Genomic DNA, 16,505 nt, shown 5'->3' with positions numbered 1-16,505 from the left:
GAAGATCTTCGGGTGGCTTATCCGGTGAATGTCGATGTCGTGCCCCTCGAGACCTATCCCGATCTGGATGAACTCCAGCGGCTCGGGGTCGGGGCGTTGCTGAGTGACGGGCTCGATGCCGTGGAGGGGTTCGAGGAGGCGGACGGGGTCGGGGTGGATCTGGTGGACCATCGGGTCACGCCTCGGTCGGATGGGGCCGGGGTGTTGTTGTCGGTGGACGCGCCGACACTGGAGGCGGCCGAGCGGACGGCTCGGCAGATCGTGCTCGCGGTGTTGGAGGCCAGCGTGTTGCTCGCGGATTGGCGGGTGGTGCGGAGCGAGGTGCAGCTGCACGACGAGCTCGTGTACGAGAGTTTGATGGCCGCAGGGGGGCCGGACGCGCCCGCGGAGGATCCGACCATGCGGGCGCGGCGGCCGATGCCGGAGGAGCGGCTGCGGATCGAGCGGCAGGCCGCGGGGGTGCGGGCGTTCGGGCTCGACGCGTTCGGGTGTGAGCCCGACACCGCGCAGCCCGACGTGCCGGAGGAGAAGGCGCGACTCGCGGCGGGCGCCGTCGCCGCCTCCGTCGGGGTGCTGATCGACCTCCTGTTCACCGACCTCGTCAATCTGCGCGAGGAGGACGGCGCCTCGTTCTTCGTCCTCGACGCGTTGCCGCTGACCGAGGAGGGGTTCGTCCGCCGCTTCGTGGTCGCCGCGGTCACCGTCACCGGGCGGCTCGCCGGCACCGAGTGGGCGCCGCCCGGCTGCTTCGCCGAGGAGATGGCGCTGCGGTTGCTGGTCGATCAGGCGGCCTCGCTGCTGGAGCGGCAAGGGCTGTACGACGACGACGTCGAGGCCGCCTTCGTGACTTTCAGCGACGCGGCCTCCGACGACCCCGAGACCGTCGAGCCGCGCCTGTCGGACCCCGGCCCGGAGGAGTGGTTCGACCCCATCGTGCCCGGCCGGGCCGTCCACGGATATCTGAGAGCGAACCGACATGAGTGGTGAGCCCGACCCCGGGGCACGACGCCCCGACCCCGGGGCACGACGCGCGGGCCGAGGCGGCGGCGACGTCCTCGGCCCCGCCGCCGTGGACCGCGCCGTGTGGACCCGCGTACACGGCGTCCAGGACGCGCCCCTGGACCTGATGACCGCCCGCTTCCGACGGCACCGCTACGCCCCGCACGCGCACGAGGAGTACGCGATCGGCGTCTGCGTCGAGGGCATCGAGCAGATCAACTACCGAGGCGCCGTACACCGCTCCGGCCCCGGCGCCGTGGTCGTCGCCGAGCCGGGCGAGACGCACACCGGCGGGCCGGGCATCCCCGAGGGGTACGCCTACCGGGTCTTCTACCCCTCCACCACCCTGGTCGGGGAGGACCTGCCCGGCGGCCCCGCGCCGCACTTCCCGTCGCTGATCGTCGCCGACCCGGCGCTTGCCGCCGAGATGGTCGCCGTACACGTGCACCTGACCACCGGCGGTGACGCCTTCGAGGGCGAGTCCCGGCTCGTGGAGGTGCTGCGCGCCCTCGTCGGCCGACACGCGGTCCGCGAACAGGCGCGCCGCCGCACCTCGCCGGACGCCGCCCGGGTGGCCCGCGCCGTCCGGGAACGGCTGGCCGACCAACTCGTCGAGCCGCCGTCGCTGAGCGAGCTGGCGGCCGGCATCGGCCTGTCCCGCTACCAGACCCTGCGCGCCTTCCGCGACGTGGCGGGCCTGCCCCCGTACGCCTGGCTCGCCCAGCACCGCGTCGCCCGCGCCCAGGAGCTCCTGGCCCGCGGGATGACGCCCGCCGGGGCCGCCCTGGCCGTCGGCTTCGCGGACCAGGCGCATCTGGGCCGCTGGTTTCGCCGCGTACTGGGCGTCACGCCCGCCGGCTACCGCAGCAGCGTGCTGCGCCACGGCGTGCTGTGCAACAACGTTCTAGACCGATCGGCCCCGCGTGGTTGATCATCCTCTTCGATCCAGAGATTGAGGGGACACGGCCGTGAGTCGTCGTGGAGCGTTGTTGTTCGCGTGCATGTGCGTGATCTGGGGGATCCCGTACCTGCTGATCAAGGTCGCGGTGGACGAGGTGTCGCCGGGCGTGCTGGTGTTCGCGCGTACCGGGCTCGGCGCCCTGTTGTTGCTGCCGTTCGCGCTGCGCGGCGGGGGGATGCGCGGGCTGGGCCCGTACAAGTGGCCGCTGCTCGTGTTCGCCGTGACCGAGTTCGTCGGGCCGTGGTGGATGCTCTCGGACGCCGAGCGGCGGCTGTCCAGCTCGACCACCGGGCTGCTGATCGCGTCCGTGCCGATCTTCGGGGCGGTACTGGTCTACCTGACCGGCGGCACCGAGCGGATGGGGCCGGTGCGGTGGGCCGGGCTCGCGATCGGATTCGGCGGGGTCGCGGTACTGGCCGGGCCCACGCTGGGCGGCGGCGACCCCTGGGCGGCGGTCGAGGTATTGGCCACGGCCCTGTGCTACGCGGGTGCGGCGCTGGTGGCCGAGCGCCGGCTCAAGGACGTGCCGAGCCTGCCGATGACCGTGGTCTGCCTCGGCTTCACCGCGCTGGTGTACACACCGCTCGCCGCCGTGCAGTGGCCCACGCACGTGCCGGGCGGCAAGGCGCTCGGCGCGATCGGCGTACTGGCCCTGGTGTGCACGGCGATCGCGATGGTGATCTTCTTCGAACTGGTCCGCGAGGTCGGCGCGGCCCGCGCCACGGTCATCACGTACGTCAACCCGGCGGTCGCGGTGGCGGCCGGCGTGCTGATCCTGGACGAGACGTTCACCCTCGCGATCGGCGCGTCGTTCGTCCTGATCCTGGGCGGGGCGGTACTGGCCACCCGCAAGAACGCCGCGCCGGTCGCCGGGGAGACCGAGGCGGCCGAGGTGGCCGAGGTGGCCGCCGCGACTGACGAACTGCCCGGGGCCATGGACGCCTCGCCGCAGAGCGGCTGACCCCCGGTCGGTGGAAGGCGCCCGCAGCCTGGACCGCTCCCGCCCACGAAGCATCCACCCCCGCACCACAACCCATCGGTAACAAACGCCCGTTCCCCTCGGACACCGCCCGACCCCGCGTGGCATCGTGGCGGGATGACGAGCCATGGGGGAACTGATCCGCACCCGAGCGGCACCGGCCGAAGGCACCGCTCACGCCGGCCCACCGAAGCCGAACTACGCGCCGTGATCGAGCCGTTGGCCGAGATCGAACGGCTGCCCACCTCGGCCGGCGAGCGGGAGGCCGCGCACCGGATAGCCGAACTGCTGCGCACACTGGGCGCGACCGACGCCGCGGTCGAGGAGGAGCCGGCGTACACCTCCTACGCGCGCCCGATCGGCACCCTCACCGCCCTGGCCACCGCCGCCGGTCTGCTCGCCGGCCGCTCCCGCCTCGCCGCGACGGCGGTCGCGGCCGCCGCCACCGTGGGCATCGCGGACGACATCTCCTACCGCCGCCAATACGCCCGCAGGGCCCTCGGCGGTCGCCGGCGCAGCGCCCACAACGTGGTCGCCTCCGTCGGCGAACCGGACGCGCCACGCACCCTCGTGGTGACCGCCCACCACGACGCGGCGCCCACCGGAGCGGTGTTCGACGAACGAGCCGCACGCTGGTTCGCCACCCGCTACCCGCACCTGCTCGACCGGGTGAGCGAGAACCCGCCGCTGTGGTGGCCGGTCGTCGCCGGCCCCGCCCTGATCGCGCTCGGCACGGCCACCGGCGCCAAGAGCCTGCGCCGCGCCGGGATCGGGCTCGCCGCCCTGTGCACCGCCGCGTTCACCCAGATCGGCCGCAGCAGCGCGGTCCCCGGTGCCAACGACAACCTGTCGGGGGTGGCCGTACTCGCCGCCCTCGCCCGCACACTGCGCGACGAACCCGTCGACGGCGTGCGGGTGTTGCTCGTCTCGGCCGGTGCCGAGGAGGCCCTGCAGGAGGGCATCCGCGGCTTCGCCCGCCGACACTTCCCCGACCTGGACCGCGAACGTACGTACTTTTTGAACGTCGACACCGTCGGCTCCGGAAACCTCGTACTCCTCGAAGCCGAGGGCCCGTTGCGCATGGAGCCCTACGACGTGCCGTTCAACAACCTGCTCTCCGAGTGCGCCACCCGCAACGACATCAAGGTCCTGACCGGCCTGCGCTCGCGCAGCTCCACCGACGGCGTGGTACCCAACCGGCACGGCTACCCCACCGCGACCCTGGTCTCCATCGACGACCAGAAGCTGATCCCGCACTACCACCTGCACACCGACCTGCCCGAACACGTCGACTACGACTGCGTCGCCGACGCCTGCGCCCTGGCCGAAGCCGCCGCCCGGGCGCTGGCGCCGGAGCAGCCCGAATAGGTACCCGACCCGCATACAGACGCCTCGCCCCCACACACGCCTCGCGCCCGATGCCGAAACCACCGACACCGGGCGCGAGTCGACGCACCATCACCGCGAAGTTCCGGCTACGAGCGCTCGAACAACTCCTCCCACAACCGCTCCAGCCGGTCCAGGAAGTCGTTGCCCGTACTCGGATGCACGCGCAGCACCTGCGGATCGTGATCGCTTGCCTGGTCCGCGAACGCCGCGTTCACGTGCACGATGTCGTACTCGAACCGGCTGAGCCGAGGGCTGGTCAAGATGTGGTCGAGCATCTGGCTGTTGCCGTTGAACACATACCCCCATCGCTCGTTCGCCGGCAGCGTGTCGACCATCGTGCGCAGCGCCCCGCCGTCCGTGAGCGTCTTCAGCGTCGGGGAGAACGCGAAGTCGTTCAGATCGCCCAGGAGTACCAGGTTCGCCCGGGGGTCGGAGCGGAGCAGTTCGTCCACGAAGCCGCGCAGCACCTTCGCCTGCGCGACCCGCTGCACCTCGGAACTGCGCGTCGGCGGCTGGAATCGGCTGTCCAGCGCCTGGTCGCCGCCCTTGGAGGCGAAGTGGTTCGCGATCACGAACACGGTCTTGCCGCGGAAGCGGAACTCGCCCGCGAGCGGCTTGCGGCTGTTGTCCCACGCGGCGTCCGTCGGCGCCACCCGGCCCGGCGACTGGGTCAGTTGGGTACGCCCGAGCCAGTCCTTGCGCACGCCCACCGCGCTGGTCGAGCCGCCGCCGGGACGGTCCACGAACTCCACGCGCGTAGCGTCGAACAGGAACGCGGTGCGGATGTTCCCGCCCGGCTGGCCGCCGTCCTTGCCGTCGACCGGCTCGATCGAACGCCACGAATAGGCGGGCCCGCCCGCGGCCTTGATCGCCGCGACCAACTGGTCCAGGGTCTGATTCGCGGTCACCACACCGTCGTTGGTGGGTCCGCTGTTGTCCTGGATCTCCTCCAGGGCCACCACGTCGGGCGTGGAGAGGTTGGTGACGATGCCCTTCGCGAGGCGGTCGAACTTGGCCTGCGGGTCCTTGGGGGAGAGGTTCTCCACGTTGTAGGTGGCGACCGCGAGTTCGGAGTTCTTCTGATCCCGCGTGGTCTCCGGCGTCAACGTGCCCTTGGCTACCTTGCCCAGGGTTGTCGCTGCCAGCGTGTACCCGCCGAACTGGTCGTAGGTGAATGGGCCCGTGGTCTCGCCGGTGAGCGTGTCGCCGACGTTCGCCTGCGGGAACGGCTCCTGGGAGAACGGGATCAGCGAGGAGACCTTGATCCGACCGCTGTTCTGCGCGTCGTAGCCGGCGTACAGGGTGCCGCCCTGCGCGGTCGGGTTCCGGGTCGGCTCGACGGTGACCCACAACTCGCCGTGCGTGTTGCTCGGGCCGACCACACGCGAGTCGGCTACGCGCGTCAATTGGCCTTCGAGGGACTCGTACAGGTCCAGCGCGTACTTCGTCGGCTCCAGCGGCAGTGCCTCGATCGACGGCGCCCCGACGGGCACGTACGCATCCGGTACGGAGGTCGCGTCGAGCAGCACGGGGGCGGGCAGCGCCTGACCGGACGCGTCGATCACCCAGGTGGCGTCGGCGAGTTGGGTCAACGACTGGCCGCCGATGTCCGCGCCGCCCGGGTAGAACTCGTCGACCCGACCGGTCACCTTCACCGCGTCGCCGACCGCGACCTTCGGCGTCACCAAACCGGTGAACACGAACAGCCCCTCGGACGTGCGGGGATCGTCGTCCGCCAGGGTGTCCTGGAACCAAAAGCCGCGCGCGGAACCGAAACCGCGAACCCCGGTGACCACACCGGGCACGCTCGTCACCCGCGCGCCCTTCTTCGGCGACACCCGCGTGGTGCCCTGGATGTCGTGGATCCGCGCACTGGTCGGCTCCGGCTCGCCGCCGCCCGGGTCGGTCGGACCCTGCCCGTGCGCGTTGAGCGGCGTCGGCGCGCCCGCCGCGAAGTCGACGCCGTTGTCGTCGGTGTCCGCGAGCGCCGAAGTGCGGGCCGCCGAGGTCGAGTTCGTGGTGGCGGCCGCCGGGGTGCCCTCGCGGACCACCGCGTCGCCATAGCCGACCACGTCCACGACCCGGCCGTCCGCGAGGCAGTCCGCGGCGGTCAGGCACGTGAGCGCGGCGGTGCCGCGGACCAGGGCGACGGTGCCGGCCGTCCCGGACATGTTGATCGAGCCCGCCGCGTCCGGGGCGGGCAGCGCGACGGTGCCGCCGGTGCCCTTGGCCTCGCCGATCAGGTACCGGCCGCCCGGCGCCACCGAGCCGGACAGCGCGGTGACCTGCCAGGTCGAGGTCGGCTTGGGCGCGGCCGGGAGGTACTGCACGCTCCAACCGTCGACCGCGACCGCGGCCGAACCCTTGTTGGCCAACTCGACGAAGTCGTTGGTCAGGGTCGCGCCGCTGTTGCCGCCACCGCCGTACACCTCGGCGAGCAGTACGTCCACGGCCGGCGCCGCGACGGCCGGAGCGGGCGCGACGACGAGCGCGGTGCCGGCGAGGGCGCCGGCCACGGTCGTGGCCACGACACCGATCCGGCGCCGCGACCCCGACGCGGATCGTCGTCGAGACGATTGCTGACGGAATGTCACCCAGAGCCTCCGAAGTGGGAAAGGGACAGGTTCGGGACATTCTCCGGACTCCGGGTGAACGGCGTCCATCGTTTGGGCGGCCCGAAGGGGGCCAAGGTTCACCCGGCGTCCGAATCTTTTCCGCCCGACCCCTTCGGGCCCGTCGGCCTTCGCACAACGAAGCACTACGCGCCAAGCCACGCGCCAAGCACCAAGCCAGGCACCGCACCGCACCGCACAGCACGCAACGCGTAGCAGCCGGCACGTATCGACCTCTGCGCGACGCACGCGCGCGCCGCTTCGGAGATGGAGGCGGGATTCGAACCCGCGTGCACGGTTTTGCGGACCGCTGCCTTGCCTCTCGGCCACTCCATCGGGACTACGAGGTGGAGACGGGATTCGAACCCGCGTGAACGGCTTTGCAGGCCGCTGCCTAACCTCTCGGCCACTCCACCAGGCCTTTGTTCTCTCAGTCCTTGTTGCTCCCCAACCTCGTTGCCACCTACCGCCGTTGCCTCCGGCCGGGCGATCCGCCGGCCCTCCGCTCCGGATCGCCCGGACCCTCCGGGGCTGCGCCGCCGGCCCCCTCCGTCCGGCGACGCATCCTCGAACCGGTCCCGCACCTCGGGATCCCCGTCACGCACGCGTCCCGACGTGCGCAGCTCCCACAGGACCGACACCGACCCGACCGAAGCCGGCCCGGCGAACTCCACGAACTCCGTGAATTCCACGAACTCCGTGAATTCCACGAACTCCGTGAACTCGACGAACTCCACGAAATCCGCGAGTTCGACGTGCCATTCGACGCCCCTACCGGCTCGCCGCCCGGCTCACCCCAACGCGGCCCGATCGTGCGCCGACGCCCACTGCGCGGCGGTCGGCGACGCCGGCGACTCGGGGAATCGCCGCCGCCGGCTCTCCGCCAGCACCGCGAGATCCGTGGTCTCCCGGAACTCCGGCCGGCTGTACAGGTCACGCGCGTATCCCCACAGGTGGGGGTAGTCCACCAGCGTGCGCCCGTCCTCGGCGATCGCCGCCCGGTAGGTCTCGGTGAAGCGCACCAGCTTCACCCAGAACCGGACATCCGAGATGGTCAGCCGATCCCCGAACAGGTAGCGCTTGTCCGCCAGATGCGCGTCCGAGCGCTCCAGGGTGTGGATCGTCTCGCCCTCCTCCGACGTCCACAGCCCGCCCTTGCGCGCGGCGGTGGCGAAGTCGGTGTCGGTGATGTCGATCGCCTCGCGCAGATCCTCCGGATACAGGTCCGCGGCCTGGTCGCCGACCGACTCCGGGAAGGCGACGGCGAGATCGTTCGGGATCGAGTCGTAGGCGTTGGACACGATCCGCTGCGTCTCGCGATCCCACAACGTCGGCACCGAGATGTGCCCCGCGTACCCGGGCACGGTCGCCTCGTACGCCTCCCGCAGCAGGGTGAACCCGTTCACCGGATCCGGGCCGAACCGCTCCCGGAACGCCCAGCCCCGGGCGTCGCGTTCTTCGTCCACGTACGACGCGCCGACGATCCCGGTGAGACCGCGCGCATGTCGGACGATCGCGACGATGTGCGCCCAGGGGCAACCGTGCGCCAGGTACACGTGATATCGCCCGGCCTCCGCCGGGAATTCGGCGTCACCGATCGCACCGACGAACGGATACTCCGGGTTCGTCACGCTGTACGGTCCGTAGCGGTCGACGTCGACGGGACTCGCATAACCGAGTTGTGTGGTCACTGACTTGCTCCTGTCACGAGTTCCAACCGATCGCCGCTCGGCGGACCGGTCCGCCTCCCGATCCGTTCCCCGGTCCGGTCGGCGGCACCGTCGACCGCCCGATCCGCCGTCGGATCGACGGCCCGTACATGATCCAATACGTTCCGCGCCAAGGCGTCGTTGACCCGGAACGACGGTGCGTCGAAGCGCGGCCGGGAAAACCCCGCACTCCCGGCACTGCCCGCCACGCCGTGCCCGACCGCGAACCGGTCCGGATGTACCGCGCCCCGCGCGTCGACCAACCTGCGGTCGCCGGCCCGGGTCGCCAGTCGCCCGCTCGGATCCGCCGCCGCGTCGCCGCGCGCCGCCAGCCGGCGCAGCAGCGCGTCCCGGGTGCGGGCGAGCGAGGGCTCGGGCAACCGGGCCTCCACCAGCGCCCGGGTCCGCACCCGCGCCGTCGGCACGGTCGGACTCGACGCCCACCACCCACCCGCCTCCTCGTCGGCGGTGATCGTCACATCCTCGCCCAGGAAACGCACCACGCCGGCCCGGGCCAACGCCAACATCTCCTCCAGCCGTGGCCCCGGCGGACCACTGGCCAGGTAGCTGAAGAAGCCGAGCAGCCTCGGCAGTTGCGCCAACGACTGCGCGCCGCCCTCGCCCCCGTCCTGGAGCCGCAGCAGCACCCCGTACACGCTCAACAACGCGTGTATCACCGCGAGATCCTGGCTGTATCCGGGATCGTGCCGTCGGGTCAGGTCGCCCTCGATGTGCGCGAACATCCAGTCCTGCAACGCGCGTTCGTCGGCGAATCGGCGTCCCTGTACCGGCCGATCCAACCGCTCCGGGTCGAACCGGTCGGCCGGATCCGGCACCGCCCGGGCGACCACCTCGTCCGGATCCTCGGCCGCCTCGAACTCCGCGTCGAACTGGGCCCATTCCATCGTGGTGCGCTCGCGGTGCGCGGTGAACAGTCGGTGGTAGTGCGCGCCGGCCAACTCCCGGAGGATCAACGGCCACAGGTCCGTCGCCTCCCGCGCCGCATCCACGGTGAAGTGCCGGGGGAGGGGCGGCCGTTCGCCCGACCAGGCATAGCCGGTCTTGGACCGGTACGGCACCCCGCGCCGCGACGCCGCCAGCAACAGCGGCTCACGCCCCGACGGCCGGTAGTGCAACACGCCCTCCGTGTCGCGCTCGAACGCACCGCCGCGTCCGTGGCTGAGCCGCACCATCAGATCGACGAACGCCAACCCGATCCCGCGCACCAGCACCGGCTCGCCGGGGCGCAGCGCGTCCAGGTCGAGGTCGGCGGTGTAGCCCGTCGGGATGTAGGTCAGCCCGTGCCGGCGGGCGAACCTGATCCGCTCGCGCTCGTCGGGCGAGGGTTCGACGTCCAGATGACCCTGGGCCATGATCACCGCGTCCACCTGGAGCGGCGGCCTGCGCCCGGCCAGGTGTACCCGCTGTCGACGCGCTCCGTCGGTGACGTCCACCACCACCGTCTGGTGCACCAACACCCGTACGTTCGCCGGCGCAGCCGCCACCGCTGCCCGAAAGAACCAGGCCAGGTAGGCGCTCAGCAACGGCCGGGACGGAAACGACGTCGGTGTGCAGGCGCCCAACTCGTCGGCGAACGGCGCCAGTTCGTCGGAGCCGCGACCCTCGCCGAACTCCTGGGCGCGGTCCGCGGCCCACTCGGCCAGCGAGGGTCCCGGCCGGATGGGCCCCTCGATCGTGGATGCCTCGTCGGTGAACAGGGTGATGTCGGCGGCCAACGAATTCGCCCACAGCAGTGGCGACTGGGCTCGCCGCCACACCCGACCCGCACCCGCTGGGTAGGGGTCGACGACGTGTATGTGCAGCGGGCGGTCGCCGAGGAGTTCGGGCACGTTGGCCAACAGGCGTTCGAGCACGGACGCGCCGCCCGGACCGGCGCCGACGATGCAGACGGCGACGGGGCGGAGGCGGCCGGACGGATGATCGGGCATGGCTCTCCCCTCGTGGGGCACAGCAGGAGTACACGAACCGGCGCGCCGACGTCCGGACGAGGGGACGCCACGCGGCGGCGGTTCGATCGGGTGGGAATCCGGTGGGAATCGAGTGAGGGGGGCCTTGCGCCACAAGGCCGGGTGCGCAACCCGGGCGGGAGCTCAGGAGTCCTCGGGGCGGCACCGCGAACGGCGGCGCACGGTCATACCGAGGAGCGCGGCGGCGAGGTCAGCCGCGCGGACGACACAGCCCGCCGGCCACACGACACAGGTCGATGGGGCGGCACGACACGAGGAAGAGGTCGGGGCTCACGACGTCGACGCTACGGAGCCGCCGGACGAGTTGTCAACGCCGAATGACCGCGAACGCCTGGTCGCCGCGCTCCCGACGACCACGAAATGCCGCGTGAGCACGGCGAGTTCGAGTGCCTGGAACACGTAGTCGTAGACGCGGAACACGGTCGGCGTCGCCAACTTGGCGGCGCATCCGAATCTGTGTCCCGACCCGAGGCGCCAGACGAGCGCCACGACTTCCAGGACCAGCACCAGACCCAGGAAGCCACCGACGGGCAGCGGGTTGAACAGCACGAAGATCCCCAGCGCGACCAGCACCGTCACGACGATCCCGTAGAGCGAATCCCGGACGACCTCGGTCCACCGAACCGGCCCCGACGCCAACTCCTTCTCGCGGCCGAGCGTGAGCGTGATGTGCTCCGAGGTGGAGCATCTTTCCCTGTCCACGGAGCGAACCTTTCACCTATGGCCACACCCGAGGGGACCACGAACCGCTCGGCCCCCGGTTCGGATTCGGTGGGTCGCAGCCCGGCAGCGCCCGAGTCCGCAGCCCGGCAGGCGCCCGGTCCAACGTACGCCGGCCCCCGAGTCCGCACCCCGCCGACACCGCCCAGCCGCCTGACGAAGGGCCGATGCCGACCACCCCGGCCGGCTTCGGACAATTGACCGAGCACCGCCCGGCGGGTTAGGTTCCGGACCATCTCGCCGTGGCATTCCGCCACGGCCCAGCGAGGGGATCCCGGTGGCGCACCACGCGCGACGCAGCGACGGGGCGGTCAGGTCCGCCGCCGGTTGGCTGCTGTCCGCCCGCCTCCACATCGACCTCGGGCGCGTCACCAGCGCCGCCTGTTGTCGCTGACCGCAGCAGGGGTACGCGCACGCGGCCGAGGCCGCGCGGCCGGCGCCGGATCGTCCCGGATCGGCGCACCCGATCGACTCGTCGCACACCACCGCCGCCCCGCCCGGCGCGCCGTCGAGGCGCACGGGTAGACCCGTAGACCCGTAGACCCGCCACGGCCCCCGCTTCGGCGGCCGATCGGCGGCGAACGCCCCGGTGTCGGACGGAAATGGCGCACGAGTCGCCACCCGGTACGGACGGCCGTCCACGGCCCGACCGACCGCCGCGCACCCCTCGCTCCACCCCCGGCACCCGCCCCACCCTGGCGCCGCACACCGGTGCCCGGCCCCGCGCCCCACGACCAAGCGCCCCATCCGCACCCACCTCCACCCCAGAACCACCCGAACCGAGGTAATCCCATGGCAACCGTCCTGACCGTATGGGGCAGCCCCTCCGCGACCTCCCGCACCGGCGCCGTCGCCCGCCACGTCGCCGCCCGGCTGGCCGCCGACGGGCACGACGTGTCCACCCTCGCCGTGCGCGACCTGCCCGCCCAGGCCCTCCTGTACGCCGACTTCGCCGACCCCGACCTGCGCGCGGCCCTCGCCCGGGTCGCCGCCGCCGACGCCCTCGTCATCGCCAGCCCCGTCTACAAGGCCGCCTACAGCGGCGTCCTCAAGACGTTCCTCGACGTGCTCCCCCAATTCGCCCTGCGCGGCAAGGAGATCCTTCCGGTCCTCACCGGCGGCACCCCCGCACACGTCCTTGCCCTCGACTACGCGCTGCGCCCGGTGCTGACCTCGCTCGGCGCCGACCACGTCGCGCAGGGCTGGTTCGTACACGAACGTTTCGTCACCGCCGCCGGCGGGATCGAAGCCGAGGGCGTGGCGCCGCTGGAGGAACTCGCCGACGCGTTCTCCGCCCGGCTGCGCCGCCCCGCCGCCGTCGCCTGATCCGCGCCGCTCGGCGCCCCGCCCCGCCGACCGGCCCGGTCCGATCCGCCCCTCACCCCAGGGAGTTCGCATGACCACCGGCCACCCCCACCTCGGCGTCGCCCTCGACGGCGCGGGCCGCCACCCCGCCGCGTGGCGTTCGCCGCACGCCCGCCCGGCCGACCTGTTCGACCCGAACTATTGGGTCGCGCTCGCGCGTACCGCCGAACGCGGCCTGTTCGACTTCATCCGCCTCGACGACTCGCTCGGCCCACCGTCCGCCCGCCTTCCCGGCCGGCTCGACGCGGTCTCCGTGGCCGCCCGCGTGGCGCCGACGACCGCATCGATCGGCCTGATCCCGGCCGCCACCACCACCCACACCGAGCCGTTCCACGTCTCCACCGCGATCGCCACGCTCGACCACGTCAGCCGCGGCCGGGCCGGCTGGTGGCCCAAGGCGTCGCGCACCGCCGCCGAGGCCCGCCACTTCGGCCGCAAACCCGTCGCCCCCGACGGTGAACTCACGGACGAACAAGGCGAGTTCACCGACGTCGTCGGCCGGTTGTGGGACAGCTGGGAGGACGACGCGATCATCCGCGACGTGGCCACCAGCCGTTTCCTGGACCGGGAGAAGTTGCACTACGTCGACTTCGAGGGCACCTACTTCGACGTCCGCGGCCCCTCCATCACCCCCCGCCCGCCCCAGGGCCGGCCGGTGATCGGGATCACCGTCGACGGCCCGGACACACTGGAGATCGCGGCCCGGTTCGCCGACGTGCTGTTCGTCGACGCCTCCGGCCCGGACGAGGCCCGACGGCTGCGCGAACGCGCCCACGCGATCGCCGAGGGCAACGACCGCGACCCCGCCGAACTACGCGTACTCGCCGACATCACCGTGCACCTGGCCGAAAGCGAACCCCAGGCCCGCCGGCAACGTGCCCTGCTGGACGCGCGCTCGGACGTCCCCGTGCCCGACGGGCTCACCTTCGTCGGCACCGCCGCGGTGCTCGCCGACCGCATCGCCGCCTGGTACACGGGCAACGCCGTCGACGGCTTCACGCTCGTCCCCGGCGTGCTGCCGTACGACCTGGACCGCATCGTCGAGGACCTGGTCCCGATCCTGCGCGAGCACGGCCTCGCCCGCACCGCCTACACCGCGGACACCCTGCGCGGCCACCTGGACCTACCGCGTCCGGCCAACCGCTACGCCCACACCTGAGGAGGGTACGCATGCCCCACTCCCAGCACCCCCGCCACCGCACGCGCATCCACCTCGCCGCGCACTTCCCGGGCGTGAACAGCACCACCGTCTGGAGCGACCCGCACTCGGGCAGCCAGATCGACTTCGACTCGTTCGAACACCTCGCCCGCGTCGCCGAACGCGGCAGGTTCGACTTCTTCTTCCTCGCCGAGGGCCAGCGGCTGCGCGAACACCAGGGCCGCATCCTCGAACTCGACGTCGCCGGACGCCCCGACGCGCTCACCGTACTGGCGGGCCTGGCCGCGGTCACCGACCGGCTCGGCCTGGCCGCGACCGCCACCGCCACCTACAACGAGCCGTACGAACTGGCCCGCAGGATCGCCTCGCTCGACCACCTCAGCGCCGGCCGTGCCGGCTGGAACGTGGTCACCTCGCCCGACGCCTGGACGGGGGAGAACTTCCGGCGCGGCGGCTTCCTGCCCCGCGAGCAACGCTACGAACGCGCCGCCGAGTTCGTCGAGGCCGCCCGCACCCTGTGGGACAGCTGGGCCCCCGACGCACACCTCGCCGACCGCGACACGGGCACGTTCGCCACCCCCGACGCGGGACGATTCGCGCACCACGGACGGCACTTCGCCATCGACGGCCGATTCACCGTGCCGCGCGGCCCGCAGGGCAGGCCGGTGCTGATCCAGGCCGGCGACTCCGAGGACGGGCGCGAGTTCGGCGCCGCGTATGCCGACGTGATCTTCTCCCGGCACGGCCACTACGACGCGGGACGCGCCTTCTACGCCGACATGAAGGGCCGCGCCGCGCGACACGGGCGGGGCCCCGACGAGCTCAGGATCCTGCCCGCGGTGACCGCCGTCGTCGGCGCCACCACCGAGGAGGCCCAGGAGAAGGCCGCCTGGATCCGCCGGCAACAGGTCAGCCCGCGCAACGCGATCCACAGCGCCGAACAGGTCTGGGGCCGCGACCTGTCCGACCTGGACCCCGACGGGCCGCTCCCGGACTTCGACCCCGTCGCCGACGCCGCCTCGATCAGCCGCGGCCGGGTCCGCTCCGGCACCGACCCGCTGGAGACCGCCCGCGCCTGGCGCGAACTCGCGGCGGCCAAGGGCGGCTTGAGCCTGCGCGAGGTGGTGATCGAGGTGGCCGCGCACCAGACGTTCATCGGCACCGCCGAGCACATCGCGGACCGGATGGAGGTGCACGTGCGCGACGGCGCGAGCGACGGTTTCATCCTCGTACCGCACCTGACCCCGACCGGCCTCGACGACTTCGTCGATCAGGTGGTGCCCATCCTCCAGGAGCGCGGCGTCTTCCGCGCCGAATACGAGGGCACCACCCTGCGCGAACACCTGAACCTGCCCGCCCCCGGCCAGGCGGCCGGCACCCACCGCCACGACGACGTGGCGGTGTGAGCCCCGGCCCGACACCGAGGCCCCACCGCCCCCGCCGACTCAGCTCCAGTCGTTGAGCGCGATCGAGACCCCCGAAGCCGCCGGGCCACGACAGTGGCTCCGGTGGTTTCGGGCGATGTGGTCCAGGCGCAGGTTGTCGCGGAACGCCGGGATCAGGTTCAACCGCCGCGCGTACGCCCACAGATGCGGGTGCGCCGCGAGCCGGTGCACGTCCGCGGCGTCCAAGTGCCGCTTGTGCACCGCGTCCAGATGCACAAGCGTGACCCACAGGTGTACGTCCGCCGAGGTCAGCCGATCGCCCAGCAGGAACGGCCGCACCGCGAGCCGCCGTTCGGCCACCGCCAGGGTGGCCAGCACGGTGTCCATCGCCTCCGCCCGCCGCGACCCGGCCGGCGCCCGCCCGGCCCGCTGCGCCGCGTCGGTGACGTCCTCCTCGAACAGGGTGTCCAGCGCGCACAGTTCCTCGCGCCGATCGGCCGGATACAGATCCGGCCCGCCCCCGAACGCGGTGGCCAGGTCGCGCAGCACGTGCGGCGCGTGGTTGCTGACGATGCGTCCGCTCCACCGGTCCCACAACACCGGCACGCTCACCGGCCCGTCGTAGTGGTACTCGGTCGCCTCGTACGCCTCACGCAGGAACGCGAACCCGCCGACCGGGTCGAGGCCGTGGCCGTCCCCGTCGCGAAACGCCCAGCCGCGCCCGTCGCGGACCGGGTCCACCAGCGACGTGCCCACCACGTCGCCCAGGCCCTTCAGGTCCCGGGTGATCGCCACCCGCAGCGACTTCGGGCAGGCCAGGCACAGGTACAGGTGGAAGCGGTACGGCTCGGCGCGGAACCCGGCGCCGATCCGGCCGCGGAAGCGCTGCATCGGCGGGCGGATGGTCTCCAGGCCCGGCAGCGGCGACCCGGAGTGGCGGGCACGGTAGCGCCCGTGGAGGCGGAAGTCGATCGGTCCGGCGGCCTTCGGGGATGTCGTGGACATACGGGTCTCCCTCGCGCGGGGCGTTGAGTGTGGCAACGGTCGAGACGGCACGGCACGGCGCGGCCCCAGCCCGAAATCCGGGCGGACCGGTGGCGTGAAACTCAGACCGCGCGACAACTCGCGCTGCACACGCGCAGGAAGTCGATGTGGCGGCGGATCAACAGGTGAACGGCGATCAGGACCCGCGCCCTCGGCAGAACCGGGCGGGGGCCCGCGTGACACACGCAGCCGTCC

12 protein-coding genes and 2 tRNA genes are annotated in these 16,505 nt (G+C 72.4%); 7 read left to right on the top strand and 7 right to left on the bottom strand.

Features of this window, described 5'->3' with window-relative positions; translation table 11 throughout:
• The first annotated feature begins 39 nt into the window (after positions 1-39).
• From ACMXN5_RS03610 to ACMXN5_RS03595, 4 genes are all read left to right on the top strand, one after another.
• Positions 40-987 carry a hypothetical protein gene (locus ACMXN5_RS03610; protein ID WP_439673945.1) on the top strand — a complete coding sequence of 316 codons (948 nt, stop codon included), beginning with the start codon at positions 40-42 and terminating at the stop codon, positions 985-987.
• A 139-nt stretch (positions 988-1,126) separates the two neighbouring features.
• Positions 1,127-1,930, top strand: coding sequence for a helix-turn-helix domain-containing protein (locus ACMXN5_RS03605; RefSeq protein ID WP_439677940.1), 804 nt, complete (start codon positions 1,127-1,129; stop codon positions 1,928-1,930).
• Between the two features lie 37 nt (positions 1,931-1,967).
• A complete protein-coding gene (locus ACMXN5_RS03600; RefSeq protein WP_439673944.1) occupies positions 1,968-2,921 on the top strand; it encodes a DMT family transporter in 954 nt (317 codons plus the stop codon).
• Between the two features lie 225 nt (positions 2,922-3,146).
• Entirely contained in the window at positions 3,147-4,307 is a 1,161-nt protein-coding gene (locus tag ACMXN5_RS03595) for a M28 family peptidase (RefSeq protein WP_439673943.1), read from the top strand.
• Positions 4,308-4,414: 107 nt separating this feature from the next.
• Here ACMXN5_RS03595 and ACMXN5_RS03590 read toward each other — a convergent pair whose 3' ends face one another.
• The 6 genes from ACMXN5_RS03590 to ACMXN5_RS03565 all read right to left on the bottom strand — a co-directional run bounded on the left by ACMXN5_RS03590 (position 4,415) and on the right by ACMXN5_RS03565 (position 11,339).
• Positions 4,415-6,856: an endonuclease/exonuclease/phosphatase family protein gene (locus ACMXN5_RS03590; RefSeq protein WP_439673942.1), complete on the bottom strand. Its 2,442-nt coding sequence runs from the start codon at positions 6,854-6,856 to the stop codon at positions 4,415-4,417.
• Between the two features lie 349 nt (positions 6,857-7,205).
• Positions 7,206-7,276 (bottom strand) — tRNA-Cys (locus ACMXN5_RS03585).
• A gap of 9 nt (positions 7,277-7,285) precedes the next feature.
• Positions 7,286-7,356 (bottom strand) — tRNA-Cys (locus tag ACMXN5_RS03580).
• Positions 7,357-7,731: 375 nt separating this feature from the next.
• A complete protein-coding gene (locus tag ACMXN5_RS03575; protein WP_439673940.1) occupies positions 7,732-8,631 on the bottom strand; it encodes a glutathione S-transferase C-terminal domain-containing protein in 900 nt (299 codons plus the stop codon).
• Complete coding sequence (locus ACMXN5_RS03570; protein ID WP_439673938.1) at positions 8,628-10,598, bottom strand: FAD/NAD(P)-binding protein; 1,971 nt, start codon at positions 10,596-10,598, stop codon at positions 8,628-8,630. Before ACMXN5_RS03570 ends, ACMXN5_RS03575 begins: the two co-directional genes overlap by 4 nt.
• 309 nt (positions 10,599-10,907) lie before the next feature.
• Positions 10,908-11,339 (bottom strand): hypothetical protein, encoded by a 432-nt coding sequence (locus ACMXN5_RS03565; protein ID WP_439673937.1) that lies wholly within the window; start codon positions 11,337-11,339, stop codon positions 10,908-10,910.
• A gap of 810 nt (positions 11,340-12,149) precedes the next feature.
• On the opposite strand from ACMXN5_RS03565, the gene ssuE reads away from it, so the two are divergent.
• From ssuE to ACMXN5_RS03550, 3 genes are all read left to right on the top strand, one after another.
• Positions 12,150-12,683 (top strand): NADPH-dependent FMN reductase, encoded by a 534-nt coding sequence (ssuE, locus tag ACMXN5_RS03560; protein WP_379997371.1) that lies wholly within the window; start codon positions 12,150-12,152, stop codon positions 12,681-12,683.
• Positions 12,684-12,753: 70 nt separating this feature from the next.
• Positions 12,754-13,881 carry an LLM class flavin-dependent oxidoreductase gene (locus ACMXN5_RS03555; RefSeq protein ID WP_439673935.1) on the top strand — a complete coding sequence of 376 codons (1,128 nt, stop codon included), beginning with the start codon at positions 12,754-12,756 and terminating at the stop codon, positions 13,879-13,881.
• A gap of 11 nt (positions 13,882-13,892) precedes the next feature.
• A complete protein-coding gene (locus tag ACMXN5_RS03550) occupies positions 13,893-15,287 on the top strand; it encodes an NtaA/DmoA family FMN-dependent monooxygenase (RefSeq protein WP_439673933.1) in 1,395 nt (464 codons plus the stop codon).
• Positions 15,288-15,326: 39 nt separating this feature from the next.
• Here ACMXN5_RS03550 and ACMXN5_RS03545 read toward each other — a convergent pair whose 3' ends face one another.
• Positions 15,327-16,271: a glutathione S-transferase C-terminal domain-containing protein gene (locus ACMXN5_RS03545; RefSeq protein WP_439673932.1), complete on the bottom strand. Its 945-nt coding sequence runs from the start codon at positions 16,269-16,271 to the stop codon at positions 15,327-15,329.
• Positions 16,272-16,505: the final 234 nt, after the last annotated feature.

The sequence above is a fragment of the Embleya australiensis genome (assembly GCF_051903075.1).
In the GTDB taxonomy this organism is placed as follows: domain Bacteria; phylum Actinomycetota; class Actinomycetes; order Streptomycetales; family Streptomycetaceae; genus Embleya.
Note: the sequence above shows the minus strand (reverse complement) of the source record. Positions and strands in the feature narration are given on the sequence as shown.